The sequence below is a fragment of the Micrococcus sp. PSi08 genome (assembly GCF_054960655.1).
In genome coordinates, this window is record NZ_JBHNYP010000014.1 from 1 (window position 1) to 26,891 (window position 26,891).

At 74.3% G+C, this 26,891-nt stretch carries 22 protein-coding genes, 1 tRNA gene and 1 pseudogene; 10 read left to right on the forward strand and 14 right to left on the reverse strand.

All coding sequences use genetic code 11. The annotated features are described in order from the left end of the window. Window positions 1-69: 69 nt before the first annotated feature. Together ACFI33_RS06265 and dnaK are read right to left on the reverse strand one after the other, a co-directional pair. Window positions 70-732 (reverse strand): nucleotide exchange factor GrpE, encoded by a 663-nt coding sequence (locus ACFI33_RS06265; RefSeq protein ID WP_010080231.1) that lies wholly within the window; start codon window positions 730-732, stop codon window positions 70-72. A gap of 163 nt (window positions 733-895) precedes the next feature. After that, window positions 896-2,755, reverse strand: coding sequence for a molecular chaperone DnaK (gene dnaK / locus ACFI33_RS06270; protein ID WP_036340002.1), 1,860 nt, complete (start codon window positions 2,753-2,755; stop codon window positions 896-898). A gap of 324 nt (window positions 2,756-3,079) precedes the next feature. Between dnaK and ACFI33_RS06275 the strand changes: the two genes are divergently transcribed. Further along, entirely contained in the window at window positions 3,080-3,730 is a 651-nt protein-coding gene (locus ACFI33_RS06275; protein WP_049146221.1) for a Dps family protein, read from the forward strand. 77 nt (window positions 3,731-3,807) lie between these two features. Here the strand turns inward: ACFI33_RS06275 and ACFI33_RS06280 are convergent, their stop codons facing one another. After that, window positions 3,808-6,090, reverse strand: a complete 2,283-nt coding sequence (locus tag ACFI33_RS06280) for an MMPL family transporter (protein WP_462623824.1) — start codon at window positions 6,088-6,090, stop codon at window positions 3,808-3,810. Window positions 6,091-6,154: 64 nt separating this feature from the next. On the opposite strand from ACFI33_RS06280, the gene ACFI33_RS06285 reads away from it, so the two are divergent. The 5 genes from ACFI33_RS06285 to ACFI33_RS06305 all read left to right on the forward strand — a co-directional run bounded on the left by ACFI33_RS06285 (window position 6,155) and on the right by ACFI33_RS06305 (window position 12,000). Beyond that, window positions 6,155-6,631, forward strand: a complete 477-nt coding sequence (locus ACFI33_RS06285; protein WP_462623825.1) for a MarR family winged helix-turn-helix transcriptional regulator — start codon at window positions 6,155-6,157, stop codon at window positions 6,629-6,631. Next, window positions 6,628-7,140 carry a nucleoside/nucleotide kinase family protein gene (locus tag ACFI33_RS06290; protein ID WP_123244408.1) on the forward strand — a complete coding sequence of 171 codons (513 nt, stop codon included), beginning with the start codon at window positions 6,628-6,630 and terminating at the stop codon, window positions 7,138-7,140. The genes ACFI33_RS06285 and ACFI33_RS06290 overlap by 4 nt, the downstream gene beginning before the upstream one ends. A gap of 160 nt (window positions 7,141-7,300) precedes the next feature. After that, on the forward strand, window positions 7,301-10,579 hold the full coding sequence (locus ACFI33_RS06295; RefSeq protein WP_462623826.1) for an MMPL family transporter: 3,279 nt from the start codon (window positions 7,301-7,303) through the stop codon (window positions 10,577-10,579). Window positions 10,580-10,642: 63 nt separating this feature from the next. Beyond that, window positions 10,643-11,644 carry an aminotransferase class IV gene (locus ACFI33_RS06300; RefSeq protein ID WP_102708547.1) on the forward strand — a complete coding sequence of 334 codons (1,002 nt, stop codon included), beginning with the start codon at window positions 10,643-10,645 and terminating at the stop codon, window positions 11,642-11,644. 77 nt (window positions 11,645-11,721) lie between these two features. Beyond that, window positions 11,722-12,000, forward strand: a complete 279-nt coding sequence (locus tag ACFI33_RS06305; protein WP_036317169.1) for a DUF4235 domain-containing protein — start codon at window positions 11,722-11,724, stop codon at window positions 11,998-12,000. Window positions 12,001-12,075: 75 nt separating this feature from the next. Here ACFI33_RS06305 and mnhG read toward each other — a convergent pair whose 3' ends face one another. From mnhG to ACFI33_RS06350, 9 genes and pseudogenes are all read right to left on the reverse strand, one after another. Then, window positions 12,076-12,483 carry a monovalent cation/H(+) antiporter subunit G gene (gene mnhG / locus ACFI33_RS06310; RefSeq protein WP_041104525.1) on the reverse strand — a complete coding sequence of 136 codons (408 nt, stop codon included), beginning with the start codon at window positions 12,481-12,483 and terminating at the stop codon, window positions 12,076-12,078. Then, a complete protein-coding gene (locus ACFI33_RS06315; protein ID WP_127435190.1) occupies window positions 12,480-12,818 on the reverse strand; it encodes a monovalent cation/H+ antiporter complex subunit F in 339 nt (112 codons plus the stop codon). The genes mnhG and ACFI33_RS06315 overlap by 4 nt, the downstream gene beginning before the upstream one ends. Beyond that, window positions 12,818-13,435 carry a Na+/H+ antiporter subunit E gene (locus ACFI33_RS06320; RefSeq protein ID WP_070708908.1) on the reverse strand — a complete coding sequence of 206 codons (618 nt, stop codon included), beginning with the start codon at window positions 13,433-13,435 and terminating at the stop codon, window positions 12,818-12,820. Before ACFI33_RS06320 ends, ACFI33_RS06315 begins: the two co-directional genes overlap by 1 nt. Beyond that, on the reverse strand, window positions 13,422-15,053 hold the full coding sequence (locus ACFI33_RS06325; RefSeq protein ID WP_127435189.1) for a Na+/H+ antiporter subunit D: 1,632 nt from the start codon (window positions 15,051-15,053) through the stop codon (window positions 13,422-13,424). The genes ACFI33_RS06320 and ACFI33_RS06325 overlap by 14 nt, the downstream gene beginning before the upstream one ends. Further along, entirely contained in the window at window positions 15,050-15,610 is a 561-nt protein-coding gene (locus ACFI33_RS06330; protein ID WP_127435188.1) for an NADH-quinone oxidoreductase subunit K, read from the reverse strand. Before ACFI33_RS06330 ends, ACFI33_RS06325 begins: the two co-directional genes overlap by 4 nt. Then, window positions 15,607-18,705, reverse strand: a complete 3,099-nt coding sequence (locus ACFI33_RS06335) for a Na+/H+ antiporter subunit A (RefSeq protein WP_127435187.1) — start codon at window positions 18,703-18,705, stop codon at window positions 15,607-15,609. The genes ACFI33_RS06330 and ACFI33_RS06335 overlap by 4 nt, the downstream gene beginning before the upstream one ends. Window positions 18,706-18,773: 68 nt before the next feature. Further along, a pseudogene (locus ACFI33_RS06340) lies at window positions 18,774-20,174 on the reverse strand (MFS transporter); the annotation flags it as partial. Next, window positions 20,093-20,674 carry a dCTP deaminase gene (gene dcd, locus ACFI33_RS06345; RefSeq protein WP_127435185.1) on the reverse strand — a complete coding sequence of 194 codons (582 nt, stop codon included), beginning with the start codon at window positions 20,672-20,674 and terminating at the stop codon, window positions 20,093-20,095. The gene dcd and the pseudogene ACFI33_RS06340, both read right to left, overlap by 82 nt. A gap of 3 nt (window positions 20,675-20,677) precedes the next feature. Beyond that, window positions 20,678-22,207 carry a hypothetical protein gene (locus ACFI33_RS06350; protein ID WP_462623827.1) on the reverse strand — a complete coding sequence of 510 codons (1,530 nt, stop codon included), beginning with the start codon at window positions 22,205-22,207 and terminating at the stop codon, window positions 20,678-20,680. 179 nt (window positions 22,208-22,386) lie between these two features. Between ACFI33_RS06350 and ACFI33_RS06355 the strand changes: the two genes are divergently transcribed. From ACFI33_RS06355 to ACFI33_RS06365, 3 genes are all read left to right on the forward strand, one after another. Beyond that, window positions 22,387-22,866, forward strand: a complete 480-nt coding sequence (locus ACFI33_RS06355) for a cation:proton antiporter regulatory subunit (protein ID WP_101962221.1) — start codon at window positions 22,387-22,389, stop codon at window positions 22,864-22,866. A gap of 7 nt (window positions 22,867-22,873) precedes the next feature. Beyond that, window positions 22,874-24,121, forward strand: a complete 1,248-nt coding sequence (locus ACFI33_RS06360; protein WP_127445801.1) for a cation:proton antiporter — start codon at window positions 22,874-22,876, stop codon at window positions 24,119-24,121. Between the two features lie 99 nt (window positions 24,122-24,220). After that, window positions 24,221-24,294: transfer RNA gene (locus ACFI33_RS06365), tRNA-Gly, on the forward strand. Between the two features lie 65 nt (window positions 24,295-24,359). On the opposite strand, the gene ACFI33_RS06370 is transcribed toward ACFI33_RS06365, so the two are convergent. Then, on the reverse strand, window positions 24,360-24,806 hold the full coding sequence (locus ACFI33_RS06370; protein WP_020626108.1) for a DUF2087 domain-containing protein: 447 nt from the start codon (window positions 24,804-24,806) through the stop codon (window positions 24,360-24,362). A gap of 260 nt (window positions 24,807-25,066) precedes the next feature. On the opposite strand from ACFI33_RS06370, the gene ACFI33_RS06375 reads away from it, so the two are divergent. Next, window positions 25,067-26,047 carry an AEC family transporter gene (locus ACFI33_RS06375; RefSeq protein ID WP_127435529.1) on the forward strand — a complete coding sequence of 327 codons (981 nt, stop codon included), beginning with the start codon at window positions 25,067-25,069 and terminating at the stop codon, window positions 26,045-26,047. 55 nt (window positions 26,048-26,102) lie between these two features. Here ACFI33_RS06375 and ACFI33_RS06380 read toward each other — a convergent pair whose 3' ends face one another. Then, a complete protein-coding gene (locus tag ACFI33_RS06380; RefSeq protein WP_127435528.1) occupies window positions 26,103-26,891 on the reverse strand; it encodes a diaminopimelate dehydrogenase in 789 nt (262 codons plus the stop codon).

Consider the following 26,891-nt stretch of genomic DNA (forward strand, 5'->3'; position numbering starts at 1 on the left):
GGGGCGGGGGGGGGGGGGGGGGGGGGGGGGGGGGGGGGGGGGGGGGGGGGGCCCCCCCCCCCGACGGGGTCACTCGTCTCCGGCGGAGACCATCACCTGGGCGGCGCGCAGCACGCGGCCGTCCCGGAGATAGCCGTTGCGGAAGACCTGGACCACGTGGTCCGCGGGCACCTCTGCGTGCGGCTGGCGCATCACGGCCTCGTGCACGGCCGGGTCGAACTCGACGCCGGCCAGCGCCTCCTGGTCGTGGCGCTCGAGGCCGAGGCCGGCCAGGGCGGTGTCGAGCTTGGTCGCGATCGCGGCGAACGGACCGTCCGTCAGGTCGCCGGCGGCGCGGGCGGCGTCGATGTCGTCGAGCACCGGCAGCAGCGCGGTGACGGCCTTGACCACACCGGCGTCCCTGGCCAGGTCGCGGTCGCGGTCCACGCGACGCTTGTAGTTCACGAACTCGGCCTGCAGCCGGCGCAGGTCGGTCTCGAGCTCGGCCTCGCGGTCCGAGGCCGCGGGCTGCGGCGCCTCGGTCCCGGCCTGCGCGCCGGCCTCGTCGAGGATGCGCTCGGCCTGGGCGAGGGCGTCGCCGTCCTCGGCCTGCTCGGCCGCGCTCTCGGCGGAGACCCGGGGCTCACCGGTCTCGGGGTCGATGCGGCGACGGTCGTTGAACACGATGGGCTCCTCCTCGGAGCCGCGCTCGGCATCGGAGGAGCCGTGCGGACGCTGCTGGTCGGCGCTCATGGTGTGTCCTTTCGAAGCGGGTGGGCGCGGCGGGTCCGCCGCGCGGGGGGGTGGTGCGGGAAGGCCGGCGGGCCGGCCCGGCAGGGGCGCTGCCGGGCCGGCCCGCCGGCGTCGTGGGCCTCCGGGCGGGGCGGGCGTGGACGCCCGCCCCGGCACCGGGGTGTCAGGCCTTCTTCTCGTCGTCCTCGTCGACCACCTCGGCGTCGACGATGTCCTCGTCGTCGTCCTGCGGGGCGGCGGACTCGGCGCCGGCGTCGGCCGACTCCGCGCCCTGCTGGGCGTAGAGGGCCTCGCCGATCTTGACCTGGGAGGCCTGGAGCTTCTCGAACGCGGCGGCGACCTCGTCGTCGTTGTCCTGCTTCTCCAGGGCGGCCTTCAGGGCGTCGACGTCGGCCTGCACCTCGGTCTTGACGTCCTCGGGCAGCTTGTCCGCGTTGTCCTGCAGGAGCTTGTCCACGGAGTACGCGGACTGCTCCGCCTGGTTGCGGCGGTCGGCGGCCTCACGGCGCTTCCTGTCCTCGTCCGCGTGGGCCTCGGCGTCCTTGACCATGCGGTCGATGTCCTCCTTGGACAGCGAGGAGCCGCCCGTGATGGTCATCGACTGCTCGGTGCCGGTGCCCTTGTCCTTCGCGGAGACGTGCACGATGCCGTTCGCGTCGATGTCGAAGGTGACCTCGATCTGGGGCATGCCGCGCGGGGCCGGGGCGATGCCGGTCAGCTCGAAGGTGCCCAGCGCCTTGTTGTCCCGGGTGAACTCGCGCTCGCCCTGGAAGACCTGGATGGACACGGAGGGCTGGTTGTCCTCGGCCGTGGTGAACGTCTCGGAGCGCTTGGTCGGGATGGCCGTGTTGCGCTCGATGAGCTTGGCCATCACACCGCCCTTGGTCTCGATGCCCAGCGACAGCGGGGTCACGTCGATCAGGAGCACGTCCTTGCGCTCGCCGGCGAGCACGCCGGCCTGCACCGCGGCGCCGATGGCGACGACCTCGTCCGGGTTCACGCTCTTGTTGGGCTCCTTGCCGCCGGTCAGCTCCTTCACCAGGTCGGAGACGGCGGGCATGCGGGTCGAGCCGCCGACGAGGACCACGTGGTCGATGTCGGAGACCTTGACGCCGGCCTCCTTGATGACGTCCTCGAACGGCTTGCGGGTGCGCTCGAGCAGGTCCTTGGTGAGGTCCTGGAACTTGGCGCGGGAGAGGTGCTCGTCCAGGTGCACCGGGCCCTCGGGGGTCACGGACAGGTACTGCAGCGAGATGTTGGTGGAGGTGGCCGAGGAGAGCTCCTTCTTGGCCTGCTCCGCTGCCTCCTTCAGACGCTGCAGGGCGATCTTGTCCTTGGACAGGTCCGCGCCCTTGGACTTGGCCTGCTGGAGCAGCCAGTCCACGATCCGCTGGTCCCAGTCGTCGCCGCCGAGGCGGTTGTCGCCGGCGGTGGCGCGCACCTGGATGGTGGCGAAGTCGTCCTCGTCCTTGGCGACCTCGAGCAGGGACACGTCGAAGGTGCCGCCGCCCAGGTCGAAGACCAGGATGAGCTCGTCCTCCTTGCCCTTCTCCAGGCCGTAGGCCAGGGCGGCCGCGGTGGGCTCGTTGATGATACGGGTGACGTTCAGGCCCGCGATCTCGCCGGCCTCCTTGGTGGCCTGGCGCTCGGCGTCGTTGAAGTAGGCGGGCACGGTGATCACCGCGTCGGTGACCTTCTCACCCAGGTACTCCTCGGCGTCGTGCTTGAGCTTCATCAGCGTGCGGGCCGAGATCTCCTGCGGGGTGTACTTCTTGCCGTCCACCTCGGTGGTCCAGTCGGTGCCCATGTGGCGCTTGACGGACGCGAAGGTGCGCTCGGGGTTGTTGACGGCCTGGCGCTTGGCGACCTCGCCGACCAGGACGTCCCCGCCCTTGGAGAACGCGACGACGGACGGGGTGGTGCGGGCGCCCTCGGCGTTCGCGATGACGACCGGGTCGCCACCCTCGAGGGCGGCGACAACGGAGTTGGTGGTGCCGAGGTCGATGCCGACTGCACGGGACATGATGGGGTCCTTCCTGTCTGACGGTGAAGCGGGGGCCGGACCCGCGGGCCGGGGCACCGGCGCCGCAGGGAATTGAGCCTTCATGACTCAGGTTGCCACCGGGGCGGTGGACTGTCAAGTGAACCTGAGTCGACTTCACTCACTTCTGCTTCTGCGAGGGTCAACGCGGGCCGTCCGCGATCCATTCCCGGGGCCCGGGTCCATCCCTGATCCGTCCCGGTGCAGGCGCCGGGCCCTGGAAGCGCGCGGGTCTCGCGCGGTTGAATGGCGGAACACGGGGCGTCGCCGACGGCGCGCCCGTCCCGACGGAGAAGGAGCACCACCATGGCCGAGAAGAACGCCGCCGAGTACACCGTCCCGGGCCTGTCCCTGAGCACGGGCCGCCGCACCGCCGAGATCCTCCAGGGTCGCCTGCACGCCCTCAACGACCTGCAGCTCACCCTGAAGCACGCCCACTGGAACGTCGTGGGTCCGGGCTTCATCGGCGTACACGAGATGCTCGACCCACAGATCGAGCTGGTCCGCGCGATGGTGGACGTCGTCGCCGAGCGCATCGCCACCCTCGGCGTCTCCCCCGCCGGCACCCCGGGCGCCCTCGTGGCCGCCCGCACGTGGGACGACTACACGCTGGGCCGCGCGACGACCCTGGAGCACCTGGCCGCGCTGGACCTCGTCTACGACGGCGTCGTGACGGATCACCGCGCCGCGATCGACGCCACCGAGGACCTCGACCCGGTCACCCAGGACATCCTCATCGACCAGGTGGCCCAGCTCGAGCTGTTCCAGTGGTTCATGCGCTCCTTCCTGACCACGGACGACGGCCGCCTGAGCAGCGCGGGTGCGGCCACGGAGGCCGCCGCCGCGGGCCGGGTGAAGGACGACCAGGCCGCGCCCGCCCCGCAGGGCGCTCGCACGAAGAAGTCGGCTGCCAAGAAGGCCACGGCCTCGAACGCGAAGAAGTCGAAGAAGAAGTGACCGCGCGCCCCTGAGGCGCCCGCGTGCACGGAGGGCCCGACCGCACCGCCGGTCGGGCCCTCTGTCGCCGTCCGGGCTCAGGCGGCCCGCGCCGGCCACCAGACGCGCGGGCCGATGTCCCGGACGAGCGCGGGGATCAGCAGCGTGCGCACCACCAGTGTGTCCAGCAGCACGCCGAACGCGACGATGAATGCCAACTGCACCATGAACATCAGCGGGATCACCGCGAGCGCGGCGAAGGTGGCCGCCAGCACGACGCCGGCCGAGGTGATGACCCCGCCCGTGACGGTGAGGGCGCGCAGCACGCCCGCCCGCGTGCCGTGCCGCGGGGTCTCCTCCCGCGCCCGGGTCATCAGGAAGATCGTGTAGTCGATCCCGAGCGCCACGAGGAAGACGAAGCCGTACAGCGGCACGGTGGGGTCGGCGTCCTCGAAGCCGAACACGTGCCGGAACACGAGGGCCGAGACGCCCAGGGCCGCACCGAAGCTGACCACGAGCAGCACGGGTGCCAGGAGCGAGCGCAGCAGCACCGCGAGGATGACCAGCAGCATCGCGAGGATCAGCGGGATGACGACCCGCAGGTCGCGCTGCGTGGTGACGTTCGTGTCCAGCGCCTGGGCCGCCGGGCCGCCCACGAGGATCTCGCCCGAGGTGGGCAGGTCCGCGAGCCGGTCGCGCAGGCGGGCCACGGTCTGCTGCGCGGCGAGGGACTCGCCCGGGTCCGCCAGGGTGGCAGAGACCAGCACGCGGCCGTCCACCACGCGGGGCTGCGGCTCCGGCGCGGACGCGGCGCCCGTCCCGCCCTCCGCGTCGAGCGCGCCCGGGGGCAGGCCCGCGGCGGCCTCGGGGGTGTCCGTGGTGACCGCGGCCTCGGCCACGCCGGGGTCCTCCGTGACGGCGGCGAGCACCGCCTCCGCGTCCCCGGCCGGGGCGAGGATCTGGGCGGGGGCGCCCGCGCCGGCGTCGAAGTGCTCGGTCAGCAGGGCCTGGGCCTGCCGGGCGTCGGAGTCGCCGAGCAGCACGTCCTCCTGGGCGACGCCGTCCGCGCGCAGCTGCAGCAGGCCGCCGCAGAGGGCGAGGAGCACGACCGTCGTGGCGACCCAGACGAGGCGGGGCCGGCGCGCGACGACGGCACCCACCCGCGTCCACACCCCGTGGTCCTCCTCGAGGCCGGCGATGGGCCGGCCCGCGCCGTCGCGCGGCGGGGTGAAGGCCCGGCCCCGGGCGGCGCGGCGCTCCGCGCGACGGCGCGCACGCTCGGGGGACGGGATCGTGGGCCAGAAGGCGGCACGCCCGGTCAGCCGCAGCAGCGCCGGCAACAGGGTCAGGGCGGCGAGCCACGCGAAGGCCACACCCGTGGCGGCCACGGGGCCGAGGGAGCGCGTCGAGTTGAGGTCCGAGGCCATCAGGATCAGCAGGGCGAGGGCCACGGTCGAGGCGGACGCGGTGATCGCGCCGAAGGACCCGCGCACGGCGGCCCGCAGCGCCTCCCCGACGTCCGCCCGGACCAGCAGCTCCTCGCGGTGCCGGGCCACGAGCAGGAGGCAGTAGTCCGTGGCCGCGCCGATCACGAGGATCGAGAGGATGCCCTGGGCCTGGCCGTTGAGCTGGATCCAGCCCGCCAGGGCCATCCCGTAGACGGCCACGATCGCGCCGCAGAGCGCGGCCACGGCCGTCAGCAGCACGAGGACCGGCAGCAGGACGGAGCGGTACACCGCCACGAGGATCACGAACACCACGACGAGCGCCACGAGCAGCAGCAGCCCGTCGATCCCCGCGAACGCGCCGCCCAGCTCCGCGACCAGGCCCGCCGGACCGCCCACGTGCCACTCGGTGTCCGCGGCCACGGTGCCGGCGAGGGCGGGGTCGGCGGCCGCCGGGTCCGCCACGACCTCCCGCAGGTCGGCCACCACGTCGGCCACGGGTCGCTCAGCCCCGGCCGAGGAGTCGACGAAGGCCAGGAACTGCACCGCCGCACCGTCGTCGGAGGGGATCGGACCGGCGACGTCGACCACGCCCGGCACCTCGCCCAGCCGGCCCGCGAGGTCCGCGAGCGCGGGGAAGGCGGCCGCGGGGTCCGCAGTGCTCGCCGGGCCCACGACGACGGCGGGCACGGCCTCACCGTCCTGGAAGGCCGCCGCCTGCTCCCCCGCGCGGGTGGACTCGGCCGACGCCGGCAGGAAGGTGGCCTGGTCGTTCGAGGAGACGTCGCCGATCCTGCCGAACACGGGGCCGCCCAGGCCGAGCACGGCGAACCAGACCACGGCCAGCGCCGCGGCCAGGCCCAGCCGCAGCCCCCGGGAGGGACGCCCCGGCGCGGCGGGGGTGCGGAAGCCGGAGAGGTCAGGCGGGGTGGGCATGCCTCCGAGCGTAGGGGGTGGTTCGATGATCAAACAACCATGGGGGCTGGCTAGACTCCCGGCCATGACCACGCAGCCCCCCTCCGCCCCCGCGGAGCACCTCGCCGTGGTCCACGCGCTGCGCGTCTTCAGCGAGAGCGCGGAGCACGCCGTCGACGAGGCCGGCCGCGGCGTCGGCCTGCACCGCACGGACCTCAGAGCCCTGGCGCTCCTGATGGCCCGCGCGGCGGCCGGTGAGCCCGTCACGGCCACGGACCTCGGCGCCCACCTGCACCTCACCCGGGCCTCGGCCACCGCCCTCGTGGACCGCCTGGCCGCCGCGGGCCACGTCCGCCGCCGCCGGGACGAGGGCGACCGGCGGCGCGTGCTGGTGGAGCACACGGACACGGCCCGCCGCGACGGACAGCGCGCGTTCGAACCGATGTCCCAGCGGCTGAGCGCCGCCCTCGAGGGATTCTCCGCCGCGGAGCTGCGGGCTGCGGTGCGGGTGCTCGAGGCGGCCACCGCCGCACTGACGGACCCCGCCCCGGAGGACCCGTGACTCGACCGGCGCTCATCGGCCTCGACGGCCGCTCGGGGTCGGGCAAGACCGTCCTCGCCGCCGCGCTCGCGGCCCGGATCGCACCATTCGCGCGCGTCGAGGTGATCGAGATCGAGTCCATGTACCGGGGCTGGGACGGGCTGGCCGCGGCGGTGGGCGACGACGGCCCCTACCCGGCCGTCGTGCGCGCGCTGCGGGAGGGCGGCACGGCGACCTGGACCACATGGGACTGGCACCGTGCCGCCCCCGGTCCGCCGCGGGGGACCGCGCCGGCCGACGTCGTGGTGTGCGAGGGCGTGGGCGCGCTCAGCACCGCCGCCCGGCCGCTGCTCGACCTGGCGGTGTGGCTCGAGCTCGAGACCCCCGCGCGGCGCACGCGGGCGCTGGCCCGGGACGGCGAGACCTTCGCCCCACACTGGGACCGCTGGGCCGCACAGGAAGAGGACTACCTGGCCCGGCATGCCCCGCGCGCCGCGGCGGACCTGGTCCTGCACCCGCCCTCCGCCTGACGGCGGCGGTGCCCGGGGCCGGGGCGTCGGGGTCTGCGTGCGGGCCGGTCGGGTGCCCGCGCCGGGACCGGAGCGGTTCGCTCCGCTTAGGTGTAGCATCGGAGGCGGCGCGCCGCGTCCGGCCGCGTCCCACCCCAGCGCACGGAGACCTCCCCTTCCCATGGCGACACTGCTCTACCGTCTCGGCCTCGGCGCCGCCCGCCGCCCCCTCCTCGTGATCCTCGCCTGGGTGCTCGTCCTGGCCCTCGCCGTCGGCGGGTTCCTCGCCTTCGGCGGCACGCTCTCCTCCACCGTCACCATCCCCGGCACGCCCACCGCCCAGGTCACGGACCGCCTCAAGGAGGAGTTCCCCGAGGCCTCCCGCGGCAGGGGCCAGGTCGTGTTCACCACCGAGGACGGCTCCCCCCTGACCGACGCCCAGCGCGAGCAGATCACCGCCCTGCTGGACGACGTCGCCGAACAGGAGGCCGTGGAGGGCGTCGTGGACCCGTTCGAGGCCCAGGCCCAGCAGGACGACGCCCGCACCCGGCTCGACGAGGGCCGCACCGAGCTGGCCGACGGCGAGCAGCGACTCGCGGACGGACGCCAGGAGATCGAGGACGGCCGGGCCGAGCTCGAGCGTCGCACGGCCGAGGCCGACGCGGGCGAGCAGCGCCTGGCCGAGGCCGCCGCCCAGCTGGAGGAGGGGCAGGCGAAGCTCGACGCCGCGCGCGCCGACCTCGAGGAGCGTGGCCTGGACGCCCTGCCGGCCGAGGCCCTGGCCCCGCTCCGGGAGGCCGAGCAGCAGGTGGCCGAAGGCCAGGAGCAGCTCGACGCCGGCCGCGCCGAGCTCGAGGAGCAGGCGGAGCGCCTCGAGGCCGGCCAGGCCAAGCTCGACGCACAGCGTCAGAAGCTCGAGGCCGCGCAGGCCGAGCTCGACGCCCGGTGGGCCGAGCTCGAGGCCGGGCAGGCCGAGCTCGACGCCCGGGCCGAGCAGCTGGCCGCGGGCCGCACCGAGCTCGAGCAGGCCCGGGACGCCGCCCTGGCCGAGGCCGAGGCCGCCGGCGTCCCGGCGGAGCAGGTCGCCGCGCAGTTCGCCGACCAGGAGGCGCAGCTCGCCGCCGGCGAGGCACAGCTGGCGGCCGGTCAGGACCAGGCCGACGCCGCCCGCGCCCAGCTGGAGGCCGCCCAGGCCGAGGCCGACGCGGGCGCCGAACAGCTCGCGGCGGCCCAGGCCGAGGCCGACGACGGCGCCGCCCGACTCGCCGCCGGCCGGCAGCAGCTGCAGGAGTCCGAGGCCGAGCTCGAGGCCGGCCGCGAGCAGGTGGCCGCGGGACGGCAGCAGGCCCTGGACGCGGCCGAGGCCGAGCTCGACGCGCAGCAGCAGAAGATCGACGAGGGCCGGGCCGAGTACGAGCGCGGCGTCGCCGAGCTCGAGGACGGCCGGGCCCAGCTGGCCGCCGGCGCGGAGCGCCTGGACCAGGCCGAGGCCGACCTCGCCGACGGCCGCGCCGAGCTGGACGACGGCCGCGTCGAGGCCGAGCGCGGCGAGCGCACCCTGGCCCTCGCGGAGGACTTCCGCACCGTGTCCGAGGACGGCAGCACCGCCGTCGGGATCGTCACCTTCACGACGCCGACCCTGGACGTGACCGCCGAGGACAAGGAGGCGGTCACCGGCGCCCTCACCGGCGCGGACATCGACGGCGTCGCCGTGCATCCCTCCCAGGAGCTCAACGCCACCGTGCCCTCCCTGCTCGGCCCGGGCGAGGTCGTGGGCCTCGTGGTCGCCGCGATCGTGCTGGTGGTCATGCTCGGCACCCTCGTGGGCGCGGGTCTGCCGCTGGTCAACGCGCTGGTGGGCGTGGGCGTGGGCGCCGCCGGGGCGCTCGCGTTCTCCTCCGCCGTGGAGATGATCTCCGTGACCCCGGTGCTCGGGGTGATGCTGGGCCTGGCCGTGGGCATCGACTACGCGCTGTTCATCGTCAACCGGCACCGCCATGAGCTGCGGCGCGGCACGGGCCTGCACGAGTCGATCGCGCTGGCCACCGGCACCTCCGGCAACGCCGTGGTGTTCGCCGGCGTGACCGTGGTGATCGCCCTCGCGGCCCTGAACGTCACCGGCATCGGCTTCCTGGGCCTGATGGGCACGGTGGGCGCGGTCTGCGTGGCCGTCGCCGTGCTCGTGGCGGTGACCCTGACCCCGGCCCTGCTGGCCCTGGCCGGCCCGCGCGTGCTCTCCCGCCGGGAGCGCGCACGGCTCACCGCCACCTCCCCGGCCGTCGGCGAGGGCGCCCACGCCGTGCGCCGCGCCCACCGCCGCGCCACGCTGTCCACGCCGACCGCCCTCGCCACGGCGCTCGCCTCCGTGGCCCTGCTCGTCCTGGTGGCCGTGCCGTTCTGGTCCATGCGCCTGGGCCTGCCGGACGGCGGCTCCGAGCCCGAGGGCTCGGACTCCCAGCTCGCCTACGCGCTCACGGCCGAGAAGTTCGGCGAGGGCTACAACGGCCCGCTCGTGGTCACCGTGGACCTGCCCGCCGGCCTGGACGAGGGGCGCGCCACGGACGCCCAGCTCGACGTCGGCGAGCAGCTGGCCGCCCTCGACCACGCGCACGCCGTGGTGCCGGCGGGCTTCAACGAGGACCGCACGGTCGCGATGTACCAGGTGCTGCCCGAGGAGGGGCCCAATGCGGTCTCCACGGAGGAGCTCGTGCGCGAGCTGCGGTCCCTGGACCCGGCCGGCGAGGCCTCGAACCCGGGTGTGGCGGGGGTGACCAGCGGCTTCATCGACGTCTCGGACACCCTGGCGGAGGCCCTGCCGCTCTACCTCGGCGTGGTGGTGGGCCTGTCCCTGCTGATCATGATCCTGGTGTTCCGCTCCATCCTGGTGCCCCTGATCGCCACCGGCGGCTTCGTGCTCTCGGTGTTCGCGGCGATGGGCGGCGTGGTGGCCATCTACCAGTGGGGCTGGCTGGGCGCCCTGTTCGGCGTCCACAACCCGGGCCCGGTGCTCAGCTTCCTGCCGACCATCATGGTCGGCGTGCTGTTCGGCCTGGCCATGGACTACCAGCTGTTCATCGCCTCCGGCATGCGCGAGGCCTACGCGCACGGCCTGCCGGCCCGTCAGGCGGTGCTGTCCGGCCTGCGCTCGGGCCGCGCGGTGGTGATGGCCGCGGCGATCATCATGATCTCCGTGTTCGGCGGCTTCATCTTCGCCGAGGACGCGATGATCCGCCCGATCGGCTTCGGCCTGGCCTTCGGCGTGCTGCTGGACGCGTTCGTCGTCCGGCTGCTGCTGATGCCGGCCCTGATGCACCTGCTCGGGGACGCGGCGTGGTGGCTGCCCCGGTGGCTGGACCGCATCATGCCGGACGTGGACGTGGAGGGCGCCCAGCTCGAGCGCGCCCACGCCCCGGCGCACCCCTCCGGCCCCGCCCCGGACGGCGGCGCCCACCGGGCCTGACCGCCCCTCCTGACGCCCGCCCCCGGCCCCGATCGGCCGGGGGCGGGCGTCTATCCTGGGCGGATGCGTCCCACCTCCTTCTCCCCCGCCGCCGGCTCGCCCGTCCTCGTCCTGCTCGAGACGGACGCGGACGGCGCCCCCGCCCCGCGGCTCGCGGACCCGGCCGTCCCGCACCTGAGCGTCACGGACCAGGGGGTCACGCGCGGCGACGGCATCTTCGAGACGGCGCTCGCCGTCGCCGACGGGCTCGGGACCCTGCGCATGCGCAAGCTCGGAGCCCACCTCGGCCGGCTGGCCGCGTCCGCCGCCGCCCTGCAGCTGGCCGCCCCCGAGACGGCGGCGTGGGAGGCCGCCGTCGCGCTCGGCCTGCGGGCGTTCACCGAGGCCAACGACGTCGCGCCCGGGGACCGCCTCGCCGTGCGCCTGACCGTCACGCGCGGCCCGGACGCGGCCCCCGGCGCAGTGCCCACGCCCACCGCGTGGGCACTGCTGAGCCCGGCCCCGGCGGTCGAGGACGAGGAGCGGCGGCGGGGGCTGCGGGTGCTGCTGCTGGACCGCGGCATCGACTCGCAGGCCCCCGAGCGCTCCCCGTGGCTGCTCACCGGCGCGAAGACCCTCTCCTACGCCGTGAACATGGCCGCCCTGCGCTACGCCCGCGCCCACGGCGCCGACGACGTCGTCTTCACCAGCGCGGACGGCTACCTGCTCGAGGGTCCCACCTCCACGGTGCTGATCGTGCGCACCGGGGAGGACGGCGTCCGCCGCCTCCTCACCCCGCTGCGCCAGAAGGGCATCCTCGCCGGCACGTCGCAGGCCGTGATCTTCGCGGCCGCCCACGCGGACGGCTGGGAGCTCGGCTACGGCCCGCTCGTCCCGGCGGACCTCCAGGGTGCCGAGGGCGTCTGGCTCGTCTCCTCGGTGCGCGGCGTCCTGCCGGTGCGCGCCGTCGACGGCGTCGAGATCCCCGTGGACCACGAGCTCACCGGCATGCTGCAGGCCCATCTGGACGCCGACGGCGACCCCGGCCGGCACGTCAGCGGCGACCCGGTGCCCACCGCGGGCTAGGCTGGAGACCGGCCCGTCCGACGTCGTCGGCCGCGACCGCAACCGCACGTGATATCCCCGACCACGGAAGGCGCACCATGAACACGCTCGTCCAGAAAGCCCTGTCCGCCGGCATCACGCTGGTCGGCGGCATCGTCGGCTCCCGCGTGGTCGCGGGCGGCTGGCGGCTCGTCACCGGCCACAGCGCCCCGGACGACGCGGCCGACGAGACGCTGCCCCTCGTCGAGGCCCTGTCCTTCGCGTTCATCTCCGCGGGCGTCGCGGCGCTGCTGAAGGTCGCCGGCCAGCGCGGCGCCGGCGCCGCGATCCGCAAGGTGTCCGAGTCCACCGCGCACCGCGTGGACCACGAGGTCTGAGCCGCCCCGCCACCACGACGACGGCCGCCGTCCGGAGGGATCCGGACGGCGGCCGTCGTGCTGTGCGCGGTGGCGTCAGCGGCGCCCACGCGGCCGGGCGCCGGCGCGGCGGGGCCCGGGGTCCGCCGGGGGCTCGGCCCGACGGCCGACGGCGGCCAGCTCGTCCCGGTGCAGCAGCTCACGGCGGGCGTGCTTGGTGCGGTAGCCCGTGCGGCCCACCAGGTGGGAGGCCACCGGGGCCGTGACCATCTGGGTGATCCACGCCAGGAACAGCACGGGCAGCCACACCCACGACCGCCACACGATCCCCAGCCCGGCGAGCATGAGCAGCAGGCCGAGGACCTGCGGCTTGGCGGCGGCGTGCATGCGGGCCAGCAGGTCCGGCAGCACGAACAGGCCCACGCCGGCCACCAGGGAGAAGAAGGCGCCGCTGACGAGCAGGAACGCGGCCAGCCAGTCCAGGAGCGTGGCGGTGTCGGTCATCGGCCCTCCTCCCCGCCCGGCACGTCCGTGGTGCCGGGCACGCGCGCCTGGTCCTCGAGCGAGTGGTCCGGGCGCCGGTCCTCCGCGAAGCGCGCCACCGTCACCGAGCCGACGAAGCCGACGGTGGCGGCCAGCACCACGAGGACCACGTGGTGGGTGTGGCGGTGCGCGGCCATCTCCAGGACGAGCATCCCGGAGAACACCACGAGCAGCACGTCCGTGGCGACCGCCCGGTCCAGCAGCGAGGGGCCGCGCACGATCCGGTAGAGCGCACCGACGGCGCCGACCACGAGCAGCGCCCCGCCGGCCCACGTGGCCAGGTCCATGGGGTCCATCAGGCCTCCTCCTTCGGGGGGCGGGCGGCGGGGGGCGCCGAACTCGGGAAGCGGCGGACCAGCTCGAGGTCCTCACGCGTGCCGACGGCGCGGATGATGCCCGCCTCCACGTCGAGGGCCTTGGCGCGGAAGCCCTCCACGTCCTCGTCCGTGGTCGCGTCGAGCACGTGCAGGTACAGGACGGAGCGGACCCGGTCCACGTCCAGCACGATCGAGCCCGGCACCAGGACCAGGGCGTGGCTGACGAGCGTGATGATGAGGTCGTCGTGGCTGCGCAGCGGGACGCCCACGATCGAGCCGCGGGCGCGGCGGCCACGCAGCAGCACCACCCCGGTCACGTTGACCGAGGCGCGCACGACGTCGACGAGGAACCGCACCGTGAACACGAGGGACCACCAGGGGTTCAGACGGCCGCTGAACGGGATGCTCGGCATCGGGAAGAGCCCGAGGATCAGCAGCGCGAAGGCGAGGCCGGCCAGGGCCACGTGCGGGGCGAAGTCCTGCCACAGGGCGCACCACACGGCCACCATCACGAGGATCAGCGGCCACTGGGCCACGATGCCCCGGACCCGGTCGGGGCGCACCACGTCGCGGCGGGCGGAGTCACTTCCGGGCATCGTGCACCTCCGTCGGGTCGACGCTGAGGGTGGCCGCGGCCCGCTCCGCCGCGGCGTCGTCGAGCACCGCCGCGATGTAGGGCGAGCGGTCGAGCATGTCCGTGGCGGCCTCGTCGGCCAGGGCGAACAGCGGACCGGCGGCCACCGTGAACACCAGCGTCAGGCCCACGAGCGCCGTGGTGGGCAGCACGAGGCCCGGCTCGAGCGGGCGGGGGCGCTCGCCACGGGCGACGGCCCGCTCGTAGGCGGCCACGAGCTGGGCGGGCGGGTGCTCCACGTCCTCGACGCGGCGCCAGAACGCGCGGGTCCACACGCGCACCACCACGAGCAGGGTCAGCAGGGACACGAGCAGGGACACGCCCACCAGCGTGTACGCCAGGGGCGTGGCCTGCTCGACGCCGCCGCGCAGCAGGCCGACCTTGCCGAGGAAGCCGGAGAACGGCGGGATGCCGCCGAGGTTGAGCGCGGGCACGAGGAACAGGACGCTCACGAACGGGGAGACCTTCGCCAGGGACCCGAGGCGGTCGATGTTCGCGGTGCCGGCGCGGTTCTCGATCAGGCCCGTGACGAGGAAGAGCGCGGTCTGCACGGTGATGTGGTGGGCCACATAGTACACGGTGGCCGCCAGCCCCGCCTCCGTGGCCAGGCCCAGGCCGAAGATCATGTAGCCGATGTGGGAGACGAGGATGAAGGACAGGATGCGCTTGATGTCCGTCTGGGCCAGCGCGCCGAGGATGCCCACCACCATGGTCAGCGCGGCCACCACGAGCAGGAGCGCGTTGACGTGCTCCCCCGGGAAGAGCAGCGTCTCGGTGCGGATCATCGCGTACACGCCCACCTTGGTGAGCAGGCCCGCGAACACCGCGGTCACCGGGGCGGGCGCGGTGGGGTACGAGTCCGGCAGCCAGAAGGACAGCGGGAACACGGCCGCCTTGATGCCGAAGCCCACCAGGAGCAGCACGTGCAGGACCATCTGCACGTCGGTGGGCAGCTCGCCCAGCTTCACGGCCAGGTCCGCCATGTTCACGGTGCCGGTGGCCGCGTAGATCATCGCGATCGCGATCAGGAACACCACCGAGGAGAGCACGGAGACCACCACGTAGGTGATGCCCGCGCGGATGCGCTGGGCGGTGCCCCCCATGGTCAGCAGCACGTAGGAGGACGTCAGGAGGATCTCGAAGCCCACGTAGAGGTTGAACAGGTCGCCGGCGAGGAACGCGTTGGACACCCCCGCCACGAGGATCAGGAACGTGGGGTGGAAGATCGAGACCGGCCCGCCCTCGTCCCGGTTGATCAGCCCCTGCGCCGAGGCGTACAGCAGCACCGCCAGGGTGACCAGCGCGGACACCACGAGCATGAGGGCCGAGAGCCGGTCCACCACGAGGGCGATGCCCAGCGGGGCCGGCCAGCCGCCGAGGTGGACGGCCGCGACCCCGGTGTCCCAGACCGCGGCCAGCAGCAGCGCGTCCAGCACGAGGGTGAGCACGAGCGCGGAGACCGTGACGGTGATCTGCGCGCGGGGGCGGCGCACGAGCATGAAGGTCACGGCCGCGCCGAGCACGGGGATCATGACGGCCAGCGGGGCCAGGTCGGTCAGGGGGACGGAACCGATGCTCATGCGCGCTCCCCGCCCTCGGGACGGCGGCCGCGGGACGCTGCCCCGGATCCGGTGGGCGCCTGGGGGGCGGGCGTGGCGTGCTGCACCTGGGGCCGTGCCTGCGTCGTGTGCTCGTAGTGGGCGTTGGGGTCCGCGGCGTCGTCCAGGAACTCGGAGGACTCCTCCACGAGCTCCGCGTCGTCCTCCGCGTCCCAGGCGGGCATCCGGGCGATCTTGACGTCCTCCGCGTCCACCTCGACCTCGTCCTCGCGGATGAGCAGCCACGAGCGGTAGATCATGGCGGTCAGGAACGCGACCACGGCGAAGCCGATCACGATCGCGGTGAGGATCAGCGCCTGCGGCAGGGTGTCCGCGTACTCGTGCGGGTCCCGGCCGCGCACGAACAGCGGGGCCAGGCCGACGCCGCCGGAGGAGAGGAACAGCAGCATGATGGCGCCGTTGTTGATCAGCATGATCCCCAGCAGGATGCGGGTCAGGCTGCGCTCGAGCACCAGGTAGATCCCCCCGGCGAACATCACGCCCATGGCCAGGAGCAGGGCCAGGTCGACGGTCATCATCGGGCGGCCTCCGGGGCGTCGGGGGTGGACGGGGTGGGCATGCGCGGATGACGACGGCGGGCCGCGGCGCGCAGGCGGGCGCGGCGGGCCTCCTCGCCCCGGCGGTCCACCTCACCGCCGAGCGAGCGCAGCACGTCGATCACGAGCCCGACCACCACGAGGTACACGCCGATGTCGAACGCCGTGGCCGAGACCAGCTTGAGGGCGTCGCCGAACAGCGGCAGGTCGGTGAACTCCACCACATAGGACTGCAGGATCTGCCCGCCGAAGAAGAGCGGGGCGATCCCGGTGAGCGTGGCGATCGCCAGGCCCAGGCCGATCATGGGCCCGGCCGGGATCACGGAGGCCTCCTGCAGCTCGTACCGGCCGCCGGCCAGGAACCGCAGGGTCAGGGCCAGGCCCGCGAGCAGGCCGCCGGCGAAGCCGCCGCCGGGGGTGTTGTGCCCGGCCAGCAGCAGGTAGACGGAGAGCAGCATCATGATCGGGAACATGAAGCGGGTGACGACCTCGAGGATGATCGAGCGCCGCTCGGGGGCCATCGTGTGGCCGGCCACGAGCCACTGGCCCTTGCGATCGTCCACAGCGAAGCTGCGCACGACGGACAGCTCGCGGGCCCCGAGCGAGGAGTCGGCGCCGAAGTTGCCGACGGAGCCGGGGGCGACGTCGTCGATGCTGCGGGTGCGCCCGTCGCGGTGCTGCAGGAAGATCAGGGAGGCCACGCCGGTGGCGGCGGCGGCCAGCACGGTGATCTCGCCCCACGTGTCCCACGCGCGGATGTCCACGAGGGTGACGTTCACGGCGTTGGCGCCGTAGCCGTCCGTGTAGGCGAGCTCCGGCATGGGCAGCGAGATGCGCTCGGCGGTGCGGGCGGCCAGCGCGGTGGCGGCGATCCACATCATGGTCAGCGCGAACCCGACGGCCACGGCCAGGCGGCCCAGCCGCCGTGAGCCGGTGCGGCGGTCGTACCAGTCCGGCGGCAGCACGCGCAGGCCCAGGATGAGGGTGACCAGGATGATGGTCTCCACGAGCACCTGGGTGATGGCGAGGTCCGGGGCGCCGCGCAGGGCGAACAGGGCGGCGGCGCCGTAGCCGGTCACGGACACCAGCATGATCGCCTTGAAGCGGCGGCGGGCGCGGACGGCGAACACGGTGGCCACGGCGATCATCAGGACGATGACCAGCTGCGCCGGGCTCTCCGCCCCGATGATGTCCCCGTCGAGGAACGCGGTGGCCAGGACGCGGTCCTCCCGCCCGACGGGGAACAGGAGGAAGGCGACGGGCAGGCCGGCCGCCGTCGTGAGGATGATGGCCAGGTAGCGGCGCAGCGAGCCGGTCTGGGTGCGGCCCGTGACCCACACGGCCGTCTCGTCCACGTAGCCGATGAGCCGGCGGTATCCGCGGGCGGCGTCCAGGGGGGACTCGGTGCGCTCCTGAAGCGCCTCGAACGGGCGGCGGGCAAGGGCGAGCAGCGCGCCGAGCACCCAGATCCCCGCGGAGAGGGCGAGGATGGGCGTCCAGCCGTGCCACAGGGCCAGGTAGGCCGGCTTCTCCGCCGGGTCCAGCGGCGGCAGGGAGCCCGTGTGGGCGGTGATGATCCCCTCCACCGGGCCGGGCAGGAAGGCGAGCACGAGGCCGACGAGCGCGAGCAGCGCGGCCGGGGCCAGCTCGAGGGTGGTGACGCGGGTGTGGAACTGCGTCTCCGGCACCGTCTCGCCCGCCTCGTCCCGCTTGACGGCGAAGCAGCCCCAGAGGAAGCGCCACGTGTAGGCGAAGGTGAGCACCGAGCCCAGGGCCATGACCACGAGCGGGCTCCAGGCCCACACGCCGCCGTGGGCGGCCCCGTGGGCGGCCAGCGACTCGAGCACGGACTCCTTGGCCACGAAGCCGAACAGCGGGGGCAGCCCGGCCATGGACAGCCCCGCCGCCACGGCGACGGCGGCCAGGACCGGATGGCGCCGCCCGATGCCGGAGAGCTTGCGCAGGTCGCGGGTGCCGGCCTCATGGTCGATGATGCCGACGATCATGAACAGCGGCGCCTTGAACACCGCGTGGGCCAGGAGCATGGCGAGCCCGGCCATCGCCGCGTCCCGGGTGCCCAGGCCGTTGGCCACCATGAGGAAGCCGAGCTGGGAGACCGTGCCGTAGGCGAGCACGAGCTTGACGTCCGTCTGCCGCAGGGCGCGCCAGCCGCCGAGCACCAGGGTCCACAGGCCGACGCCGAGCACCAGGATCTGCCAGGACGTGAGGTCGTGGAACTCCGGGGCCAGGCGGGCCACGAGGAACACGCCGGCCTTCACCATGGCCGCCGCGTGCAGGTACGCGGACACGGGGGTGGGCGCGGCCATGGCGGCCGGGAGCCAGAAGTGGAACGGCGCCTGGGCCGACTTGGTCAGGGCGCCGATCAGCACGAGCGCGACGGCGACCTCGAGCAGCCCGCGCAGCCCGGCGTCGGCCATGAGGGCGGGGGCGGCCTCGAGGACCCCGGAGATCCGCCAGGACCCGGCGAAGTGGGCCAGCATGATCAGGCCCGCGAGCATGGCCAGGCCGCCGAACGTGGTGACGATCAGGGCGGTGATGGCGGAGCGGCGGGCGAAGATGCGGTGGCCCGAGTAGCCGATCAGCAGGAAGGACAGGACGGACGTGATCTCCCAGAAGGTGTAGAGCACCATCAGGTCGTCCGTGGTGACGAGCCCGAACATCGCGCCGGCGAACGCCAGCAGCTGCCCGCCGAACACCGCGTTGCGCGGCTCGTGCTCCCGGAAGTAGCGGGCGCAGTAGGCCAGGACCAGCGCGCCGACTCCCAGCACGATCAGGGACATGAACGCGGCCAGCACGTCCATGCGGAACGCGAGCTCGATCTCGAGGTACGGCACCCACGGCACGGCGCGGTCCAGGTGCGCCGCCGAGGCCGGGACCGGCCGGCCGGCGTCGAGCGCCTCCTGCAGCGCGAACACGTGCGGCAGCTGGGTGAGCAGCCAGACGAAGCCCGCCGCGGGGGCGGCGGCGAGCAGATAGAACCCCTGACGTCCCGTCCACCGGAAGATCACCGGGGCGGCGAGCGCGACGACGAAGAGCGCGGTCAGGATGACGAGCATGCGGTCCCTTCGTCAGGCACGGGCGGGGGTACGGTCCAGCCTAGCGGAGGGATGCGCCCCACCCGGGGTCAGCGGACCGATTCCGCGCTCCGCGTGATCGGCTCCGTGACCCGGGCGAACAGCAGCCCGCCGGCCACGAGCACGACGGCGATCACGGGGATGACCACCCGGTTGTCCGGGTGCAGGGCGAGCGCGAGCGTCACGAGCGCGGGCGTGATGAACCCGACCGCGCGGCCCGTGGTGGCATACAGCCCGAACACCTCGCCCGCCGTCCGCGGCGTGGTGAGCCGGCCCAGGAACGCGCGCGAGGCCGACTGCACCGGGCCCACGAACAGGCACAGCGCCAGCCCGCCGACCCAGAACGCGAGGGTGCCCGAGGCGAAGAACAGCGCCCCGGCCACGAGGACCATGGCGGCCAGCGAACCGAGGATCACCCGGCGCGGGCCGACTGCGTCGTCGAGCCGCCCGCCCACGAAGGCGCCCAGGGCGGCCACCACGTTGGCCGCGATCGCGAACAGGACCACGTCCGAGGCCGCCAGCCCGTAGACCGTGGTGCCCAGGATGGCGCCGTAGACGAACACCGCGCCCACGCCGTCGCGGAACACCGCCGAGGCCACGAGGAACCACAGCGTGTTCCGGTCCTCGCGCCACATCCGGGCCAGCGTGGCCCCGAGCTCGCGGTAGGAGCCCAGCACCGACTCACGGCGCGGCCCGCCGTCCGCCGCCGGGGCGGGGGCCGGGTCCGGCACGGCCACCAGCACGGGGATCGCGAACACGAGGAACCACGCGGCGGCCACGAGCGCGACCACCCGGATGTTCAGCGCCGCGTCCTCCGTGACGCCGAACCAGTGCGCGTCCCCCGAGACGAAGCCCACGAACACGATCAGCAGCAGCAGGATGCCACCGAGATAGCCCGCACCCCAGCCGATGCCCGAGATCCGGCCGATCGTGGCCGGCGTCGAGATGTGCACGAGGATCGCGTTGACCTGCACCTCCGCGAACTCGAAGAACACCGTGCCCAGGGCGATCAGGGTGACGCCCAGCAGCAGCGAGGACTCCTCCGGGGTGACCCAGAAGCAGGCCGCTGTGCACACGATCACGGCGCCGGTGGTCACCCCCAGCCAGAGGCGGCGCCGGCCCGCGCCGTCCGCGCGCCGGCCCAGCACGGGCGCGGTGACCGCGATGACGACGCCGGCCACCGCCATCGCCGTCGAGAGCCAGGCCGTGCCCCGCTCGTCCGGCCCGAACGCGTCCGAGGCCAGGTAGGTGCCGAACACGAAGGTGACCATGACCGCGTTGAACGCGGCCGAGCCCCAGTCCCACAGCGCCCACGCGGCCACCTGGCGACGCGGGGCGGCGGAGGCGACCGGCGGGAGCGCGGCGCCGGTCATCGCTCGATGCGGGTGAGGTGGAAGTCGCGGTGCGCCCGGGAGGCCGTGGGCCCGCGCTGACCCTGGTACCGGTTCTGGTTGGCCCCGGTGCCGTACGGCGACTGGGCCGCCGAGGAGAGCCGGAAGAAGCACAGCTGGCCGATCTTCATCCCCGGCCACAGCGTGATGGGCAGCGTGGCCACGTTGGACAGCTCGAGCGTGACGTGCCCGGAGAACCCGGGGTCGATGAACCCGGCGGTCGAGTGCGTCAGCAGGCCCAGCCGGCCCAGCGAGGACTTGCCTTCGAGGCGGGCGGCGAGGTCGTCCGGCAGGGTGACCTGCTCATAGGTGGAGCCGAGCACGAACTCCCCCGGGTGCAGGATGAACGCCTCGTCCGGGTCCACCTCCACCAGCCGGGTCAGCTCGTCCTGCTTCTGGCGCGGGTCGATGTGCGCGTACCGGTGGTTGTCGAAGAGCCGGAAGTACCGGTCCAGGCGCACGTCCACGGACGCGGGCTGGACCATCGCCGGGTCGAGGGGGTCCAGGCCGACGCGCCCGGAGTCGAGCTCGGCGCGGATGTCGCGGTCGGAGAGCAGCACGGCTCACTCCATTCGCACGACGACGGCCAGCGGGGTGCGCTCGCGGCCCTGGCCCAGCGGGTTGTCCGCGAAGGCGGCCTCGAGGACGGCGGCCGACGCGGCCGTGTCCTTGCCGAGGGCGTTGCGGCCGATGTCGTTGGCGTCCATCACGACGGTGCCGGCGAAGGAGGCCTTCGCCCAGGCCGGGATGTCCGCCGCCCGGATCATCGCCGAGACCTCGGCGGCCACCCGGTCCGGCTCGGCCGGCGGCAGCTTGGCCGAGACGTTGGCCGGGAACGTGGAGTAGGAGGTGGGCCCGTCGATCGCGCGGACGTTGCCGCCCACCACGTTGTAGAACACACCGCGCTTGCCGGCGACCTTGCCGGCGGCGCCGGCCGCCGCGGAGAGCACGATGCGCGGCAGGCCCGCCTCCTGGATGGCCAGCTGCATGGTGGTGGGATCGCCCAGACCGATGCCCGCGGGCGTGCGGGTGACCAGGCGGGAGAGGACGCGGGCGGCCACGGAGGGGCGGACCTCCCACGTGTAGTAGGAGCGACCCTGGGTGATGGCCACGATCTTCTCGGACACGGAGAAGTGCCACGGGGCGTCCTGCGGCATCGCGTCCGCGGGCAGGTCGCGGAAGAAGTCCTCGATCTCGCCGCGCAGGTAGGCCTGCAGGTCCGTGTCCCGGTCCACCAGGCCGGTCTGCACCGGGAAGCGGCGGTAGCGGCGGCCGTCCTCGGCGGAGACCAGGTCGAGCTCCTTGCCCGGGTTCGGCTCGTGGTCCGGCTTGGCCGGCGCCGGGGCGGTGGGGGCCTCGTCGACCGCGGTGGCGGGGCCGGCCGGGGCGGCGTCCGCGTCCACCGCGTCGCGCAGCCAGAGCTCGAGGTTGAGCAGGCGCCAGAAGCGCTCGGGGTCGTGCCGGCGCGGGTGGGCGAGGAAGTCCTCGAAGAGCGCGCGGACGGTGGGCGCGTCGGCGTACGGGCGGGCGGCGAACGAGTCGGAGGCGAACACCTCGCGGACCGGCTCGCGCAGGGCGAGCAGCAGGCCGGCCGCGGCGTCGTCGTCCGCGAGACGGGCCGGCGGGAGGACGGCGTCCACCAGGCCGGCGAGCCGCCCGCGCGGCACGCCGCGATCGGCGGGGCGCTCGTCCGCGTGGGCGTCGACGAAGGCCGAGTTCAGCAGCGCCTCGACGGGCACGTCGGCGCGCTCGCGGGAGTCGGCCAGGCGTGCGGCGACGTTGCGGCGGGTCGCGGTCAGGGTGCGCGCGGCACCGCGCAGGCCGCGGGACGCGTCGGCGGCCGAAGGCGTCGGGGCGGGGCGGCCGCACACGTGCGCGGTCGAGGCCAGGGGGCCGCCGTGGGCGCGGATCGCGGCGCGGACCGACTCGAGGTCGGCGACCGGGGACGGCGTCGCGGCGGGGGCCAGCGGTGCGGGCCGGGGACCGCCGACGAGGAAGGGGCGGTCCGCCTCCCCGAACGCGAGGTAGCGGTACACCGCCGCGTCGTCGGGGCGGGCGGGGACCTGGGCCGCGTCGGCCGTGGTGTCGCGCATGGGACGTCCTTCCGGGACAGGGGCTGCCGGACGCGTCCGGCCGCGGCCGGGCGCGGTTCGGACTCTACCAGCGGCCCCCGGCGCACTTTCGTTCGGGAAACGGCGGCCCCTGGCGCACTTTCGTTCGGGAAACGGCGGCCGGGACGTCGACGGCGCGGCCACAACCTACGATGTACGACATGAGCCTCCACGAGACCTCCCTGCCGGGCATCGGCGTGCGCCGCGAGCTGGCCCTCGCCGACGGCCGCCGCATCGGCGTGGTCACCCACCGCGACGGCCAGACCGAGCTGATCCTCTCCGATGCCGAGGACCCGGACGCCTGCGCGACCTCGCTCCCCCTGACCCTCGAGGAGGCGTCCGCCCTGGGCGCGCTCCTGTCCGGGCCGCGACTGGTCTCCCAGCTCCAGGAGGAGCACGCGGACCTGCCCGGCATCACCACCCGTCAGCTGATCCTGCCGTCCGACTCCCCGTACGCGGGCGAGGTGCTCGGGGCGACCCGCATGCGCACGCGCACCGGCGTCTCGATCGTCGCCGTCGTCCGCTCCGGCGTCACCCACGCCTCCCCCGCCCCGACCATGCTCCTCGAGGGCGGCGACCTGCTCGTGGTGGTCGGCACCAGCGAGGGCCTCCGGAAGGCCGAGCGGCTGCTGGCCGCCTGAGGCCCCCGTGGACACCACGCTGATCGCCCTGATCGAGCTCGGGGCCGTGCTCCTGCTGCTCGGCGCCCTCGGCCGGTTCGCCGGAAAGATCGGCATGTCCCCCGTCCCGCTGTACCTGCTGGGCGGACTCATGGTCGGCGTCGGCGGGCTGCTGTTCACCCACGTCGACGCGGCCGGTGTCGCGCACAACCCTATGGAGCCCATCGAGGAGTTCAGCCGACTGGCCGGTGAGATCGGCGTCGTGCTCCTGCTGCTCATGCTCGGCGTGGAGTACTCGGCCCGTGAGCTCGTCGGCGGGCTGCGCGGCTCCTGGCGGGCCGGTGTGCTGGACATCGTCCTGAACTTCACCCCCGGAGCGGTGGCCGGGCTGCTGCTCGGCTGGGGGCCGGTGGGTGCCCTCGTGCTGGGCGGCATCACCTACATCTCCTCCTCCGGCATCATCGCGAAGGTCCTCAGCGACCTCGGCCGCGTCGGCAACCGCGAGACCCCCGTGCTGCTGTCCGTGCTCGTGTTCGAGGACCTGGCCATGGCGGTCTACCTGCCCGTGATGACGGCGCTCGCGGCGGGCACCGCCTTTGTCTCCGGTCTGAAGGCGGCGGGCGTCGCGCTCGTCGTCGTCGCCCTCGTGCTGGGGGTGGCGGTGCGGTACAGTCCCCAGATCTCGCGGCTGCTGCACTCGGACGAGCAGGAGACCTTCCTGCTCACGGTGCTGGGGCTGGCGCTCGTCGTCGCAGGCGTGGCCGGGGCGCTGCAGGTCTCGGCGGGTGTGGGCGCGTTCCTGCTGGGCATCGCGATCTCCGGAGCGGCCGCCAAACAGGCCCGCGCCGTGCTCGAGCCGCTGCGCGACCTCTTCGCCGCCCTGTTCTTCGTGCTGTTCGGCATGAGCGTGGATCCGCGCACCCTGCCGCCCGTGCTGCTGGCCGCGCTGGCCCTGACCCTCGTCACGGCCGCCACGAAGGTGGCCACGGGCTACCTCGCCGCGCGCGGGGCGGGGATCGGCGTGGCCGGCCGCTGGCGCGCGGGGGCGGCCCTGACGATCCGCGGGGAGTTCTCCATCGTGATCGCCGGGCTCGCCGCGTCGGCGGGTGGCGTGCCACCGGAGATGACCGCGTTCGCGACGGCCTATGTGCTCGCCCTGGCGGTCGCCGGGCCGGTGCTCATGCGGTACGCGGACGCGTTCGGTCGCTCGCGCGCCCGGGCGGCGACGCGGCGGGTGCGGTCGCGCGAGGCCGGCGCGGCGGACCCGGTGCACTGACGTACGGGTCCGCGGGGCTCGATGACGACGCGGGGCCGGTGCACCGGCCGGGCTGGTGTATCGTGGTGCCCGCGCCGCAGGCGGAAACCGAGCGGTTGCGCGGGCGTAGCTCAATGGTAGAGCGCTTGCTTCCCAAGCAAGATACGCGGGTTCGATTCCCGTCGCCCGCTCCACACCACGACGGCCCCGGGCCCCTCACGCGAGGGACCCGGGGCCGCGTCGGTCCACACCGTCGCGCTCAACGGCCCGCACGGATCTCGCGCAGCCGGCGTTCCAGGTCGACCGGCAGGTCTGCGGCGAAGCGCGGGTCGAGGTCGGGCCCGGCGTCCGCCAGTCGGTAGACGCCGTCGGCGCGGTCGAGGAACCCGTAGTCCACGAGTTCGCGACGCAGCGTGGCCACGTCCTCGTGGGCGGGGCGCAGCAGGTCGTTGACCTCGGCCTCCGCGTAGGCGCGGCCCGCTCTGAAGCGACGCAGCAGCTCGAGAAGGACGGCCACCCGCGGCTTGCGACGCGCAGGGATGGAGCGCAGCCGGTCCCCGTCGAAGAAGCGGGTGAGCACGGTCGCGTGGTAGCGCTCGGCGGACTGCCACTCGTCGGCGAGGGCCGCCGCCGCGGCGGTGTACCGCTCACCGGTGACGGCCATGCGGGCGCGGATCAGGGTCTTGAGGTCGGACTGACGGGTCATGGTGCATCCTCGCCGGCGCGCTCCCGGCCATGCCGCGCCGCGGGTCGGGGACGACGTCCGTCGCGTGCGGGTGGGCCCGAGGATCCGCTCCCCTTCGCGCCGGGCCGCCGGGCCCTGCCGCGCGGGGCCGGGCCGCGTGGCGCGCTCGGCGGTGGGCGCCGCCGTCGTGATCCAGGCTAGCCCACGCCCGCGGCGTAGGATCGCGCCATGCCCCTGACCCCTCCGCGGACCGCCCCACCCCGACCCGTGGAGGCCCGTCCGTGACCCAGGTGCTCTCCGGCTTCGCGGTCGTGTGGGTGATCATCCTCGTGGGCGTCCTGGTGGGGCGCACGGGGGTGCTCGGAGAGCACGGCCGCACCGTGCTCTCCCGCGCGGCGTTCTTCATCGGCAACCCGGCGCTGCTGTTCGTCACGCTCTCCCGCGCGGACGTGGGCGCGGTGCTGGGCCCCCAGCTGTGGGTGGCCTCGCTGTCCGCGTTCGCGGCGGCCGCGCTGTACCTCGCGGTGACGATCCCGCTGTTGAAGGGCCGGCCGGCCTCGGAGCGGATCATGTCCGCGCTCAGCGCCTCGCTCGTGAACTCGGCGAACCTCGGCATCCCCATCGCGGCCTACGTCCTCGGCGACGCCGCCCTGGCCGCCCCGGCGCTCATCTTCCAGCTGGCGATCTACACGCCGCTCTACGTGGCCGCGATGGACGCCGTCACCGCGCGCGAGGCCCGGCGACGCACGACGGCGGGACGGCGTCGTGCGGTGCGCCGCTCCCCCGGGCGTGCCGTGGCCGACCAGGTCCGCCAAACGGTCACCAACCCCCTGATCCTGGGCTCGGTGGCCGGCCTGGTCTTCTCTCTCACCGGCTGGTCGTTGCCGGGCCCCCTCATAGAGTCCGTGGAGCTCATCGGCGGGCTGTCCATCCCGGCGATGCTCCTGGCGTTCGGCATGTCGCTGGTCGGCTCGCGTCCGCTCGAGCGGGCCGGCGGGCGACGCGCGGACGTCCTGCTGGCCTCGGCGGTGAAGCTGGTGGTGCACCCGCTGCTGGCCTGGCTGCTCGCGCAGTTCGTGTTCGGCCTGGACGCGCGGCACGTGTTCGTCGCCGTCGTCCTGGCCTCCCTACCGACCGCGCAGAACGTGTTCGTCACGGCCGTGCGCTACGACACGGGCCTGCGCGTCTCGAAGGACACGATCCTGGTCACCACGATCGTCGCGATCCCGGCGATGATCGCCGTCGCCCTGCTGCTGGCCTGAGGCCGACGACGGCGGCGCCCGGCCCGGTGCCACGCGCCGGGCGCCTCGCCGCGGCTCAGACGTCCCGGCGGATCAGCTCGTCCAGCCCCGTGGGCGAGAGCAGGTGCGGGGCGACCTCGAGCACGGTGCGGGCCCCCGTCTCCCCCTGGGCTTTCAGACGCGCGGCGGCACGGCCGTGGGCGACCTGCGCGGCGGCGGTGAAGTCGGGGTTGGACTCCAGCTCCAGCACGAACTCGACCGCGCTGCGCGAGCCGCCGAGGTCGCCCGAGGTGACGACGTGGCCGCCGTGCGGCATGCCCTGGTGGTCGCGCTCGAACTCCTCCTCGGAGATGAAGTGCACGGTGGTCTCGTACGGGGCGAAGTAGTCGGGCATCGTGGTGATGGCCTCGGTGATGGCCGCGTGGTCGGCCTCGTCGGCCACCACGTAGCACTCACGCACGTGCGCGGAGGCGCCGGTGATCTCGGCGCCCCGTCCGGCGCGGGCCTCGGCGATCGCCTCCTCGCTGGGGATCGTGTACTGCACGCCGCGCCGGACGCCGGGGACCCGCCGGACGGCGTCGGAATGGCCCTGCGAGAGGCCCTTGCCCCAGAACGTGTTCTGCTGCGGCTGCGGGAACAGCGCCGCGCCCAGCACCCGGTTCACCGAGAACAGGCCCGGGTCCCAGCCGGTGGAGATCATCGCCACGTGCCCGCCCTCCCGGGCCGCGGCGTCCATCTCGGCGCGGTGCCGCGGGATGAGCTGGTGGTTGTCGTAGGTGTCCACGGTGGTGAAGTGCCGCGCGTAGCCGGCCGCCTGCTCGGGGATGTCCGTGGCGCTGCCGAGGCAGAGGAACAGCACGTCGAT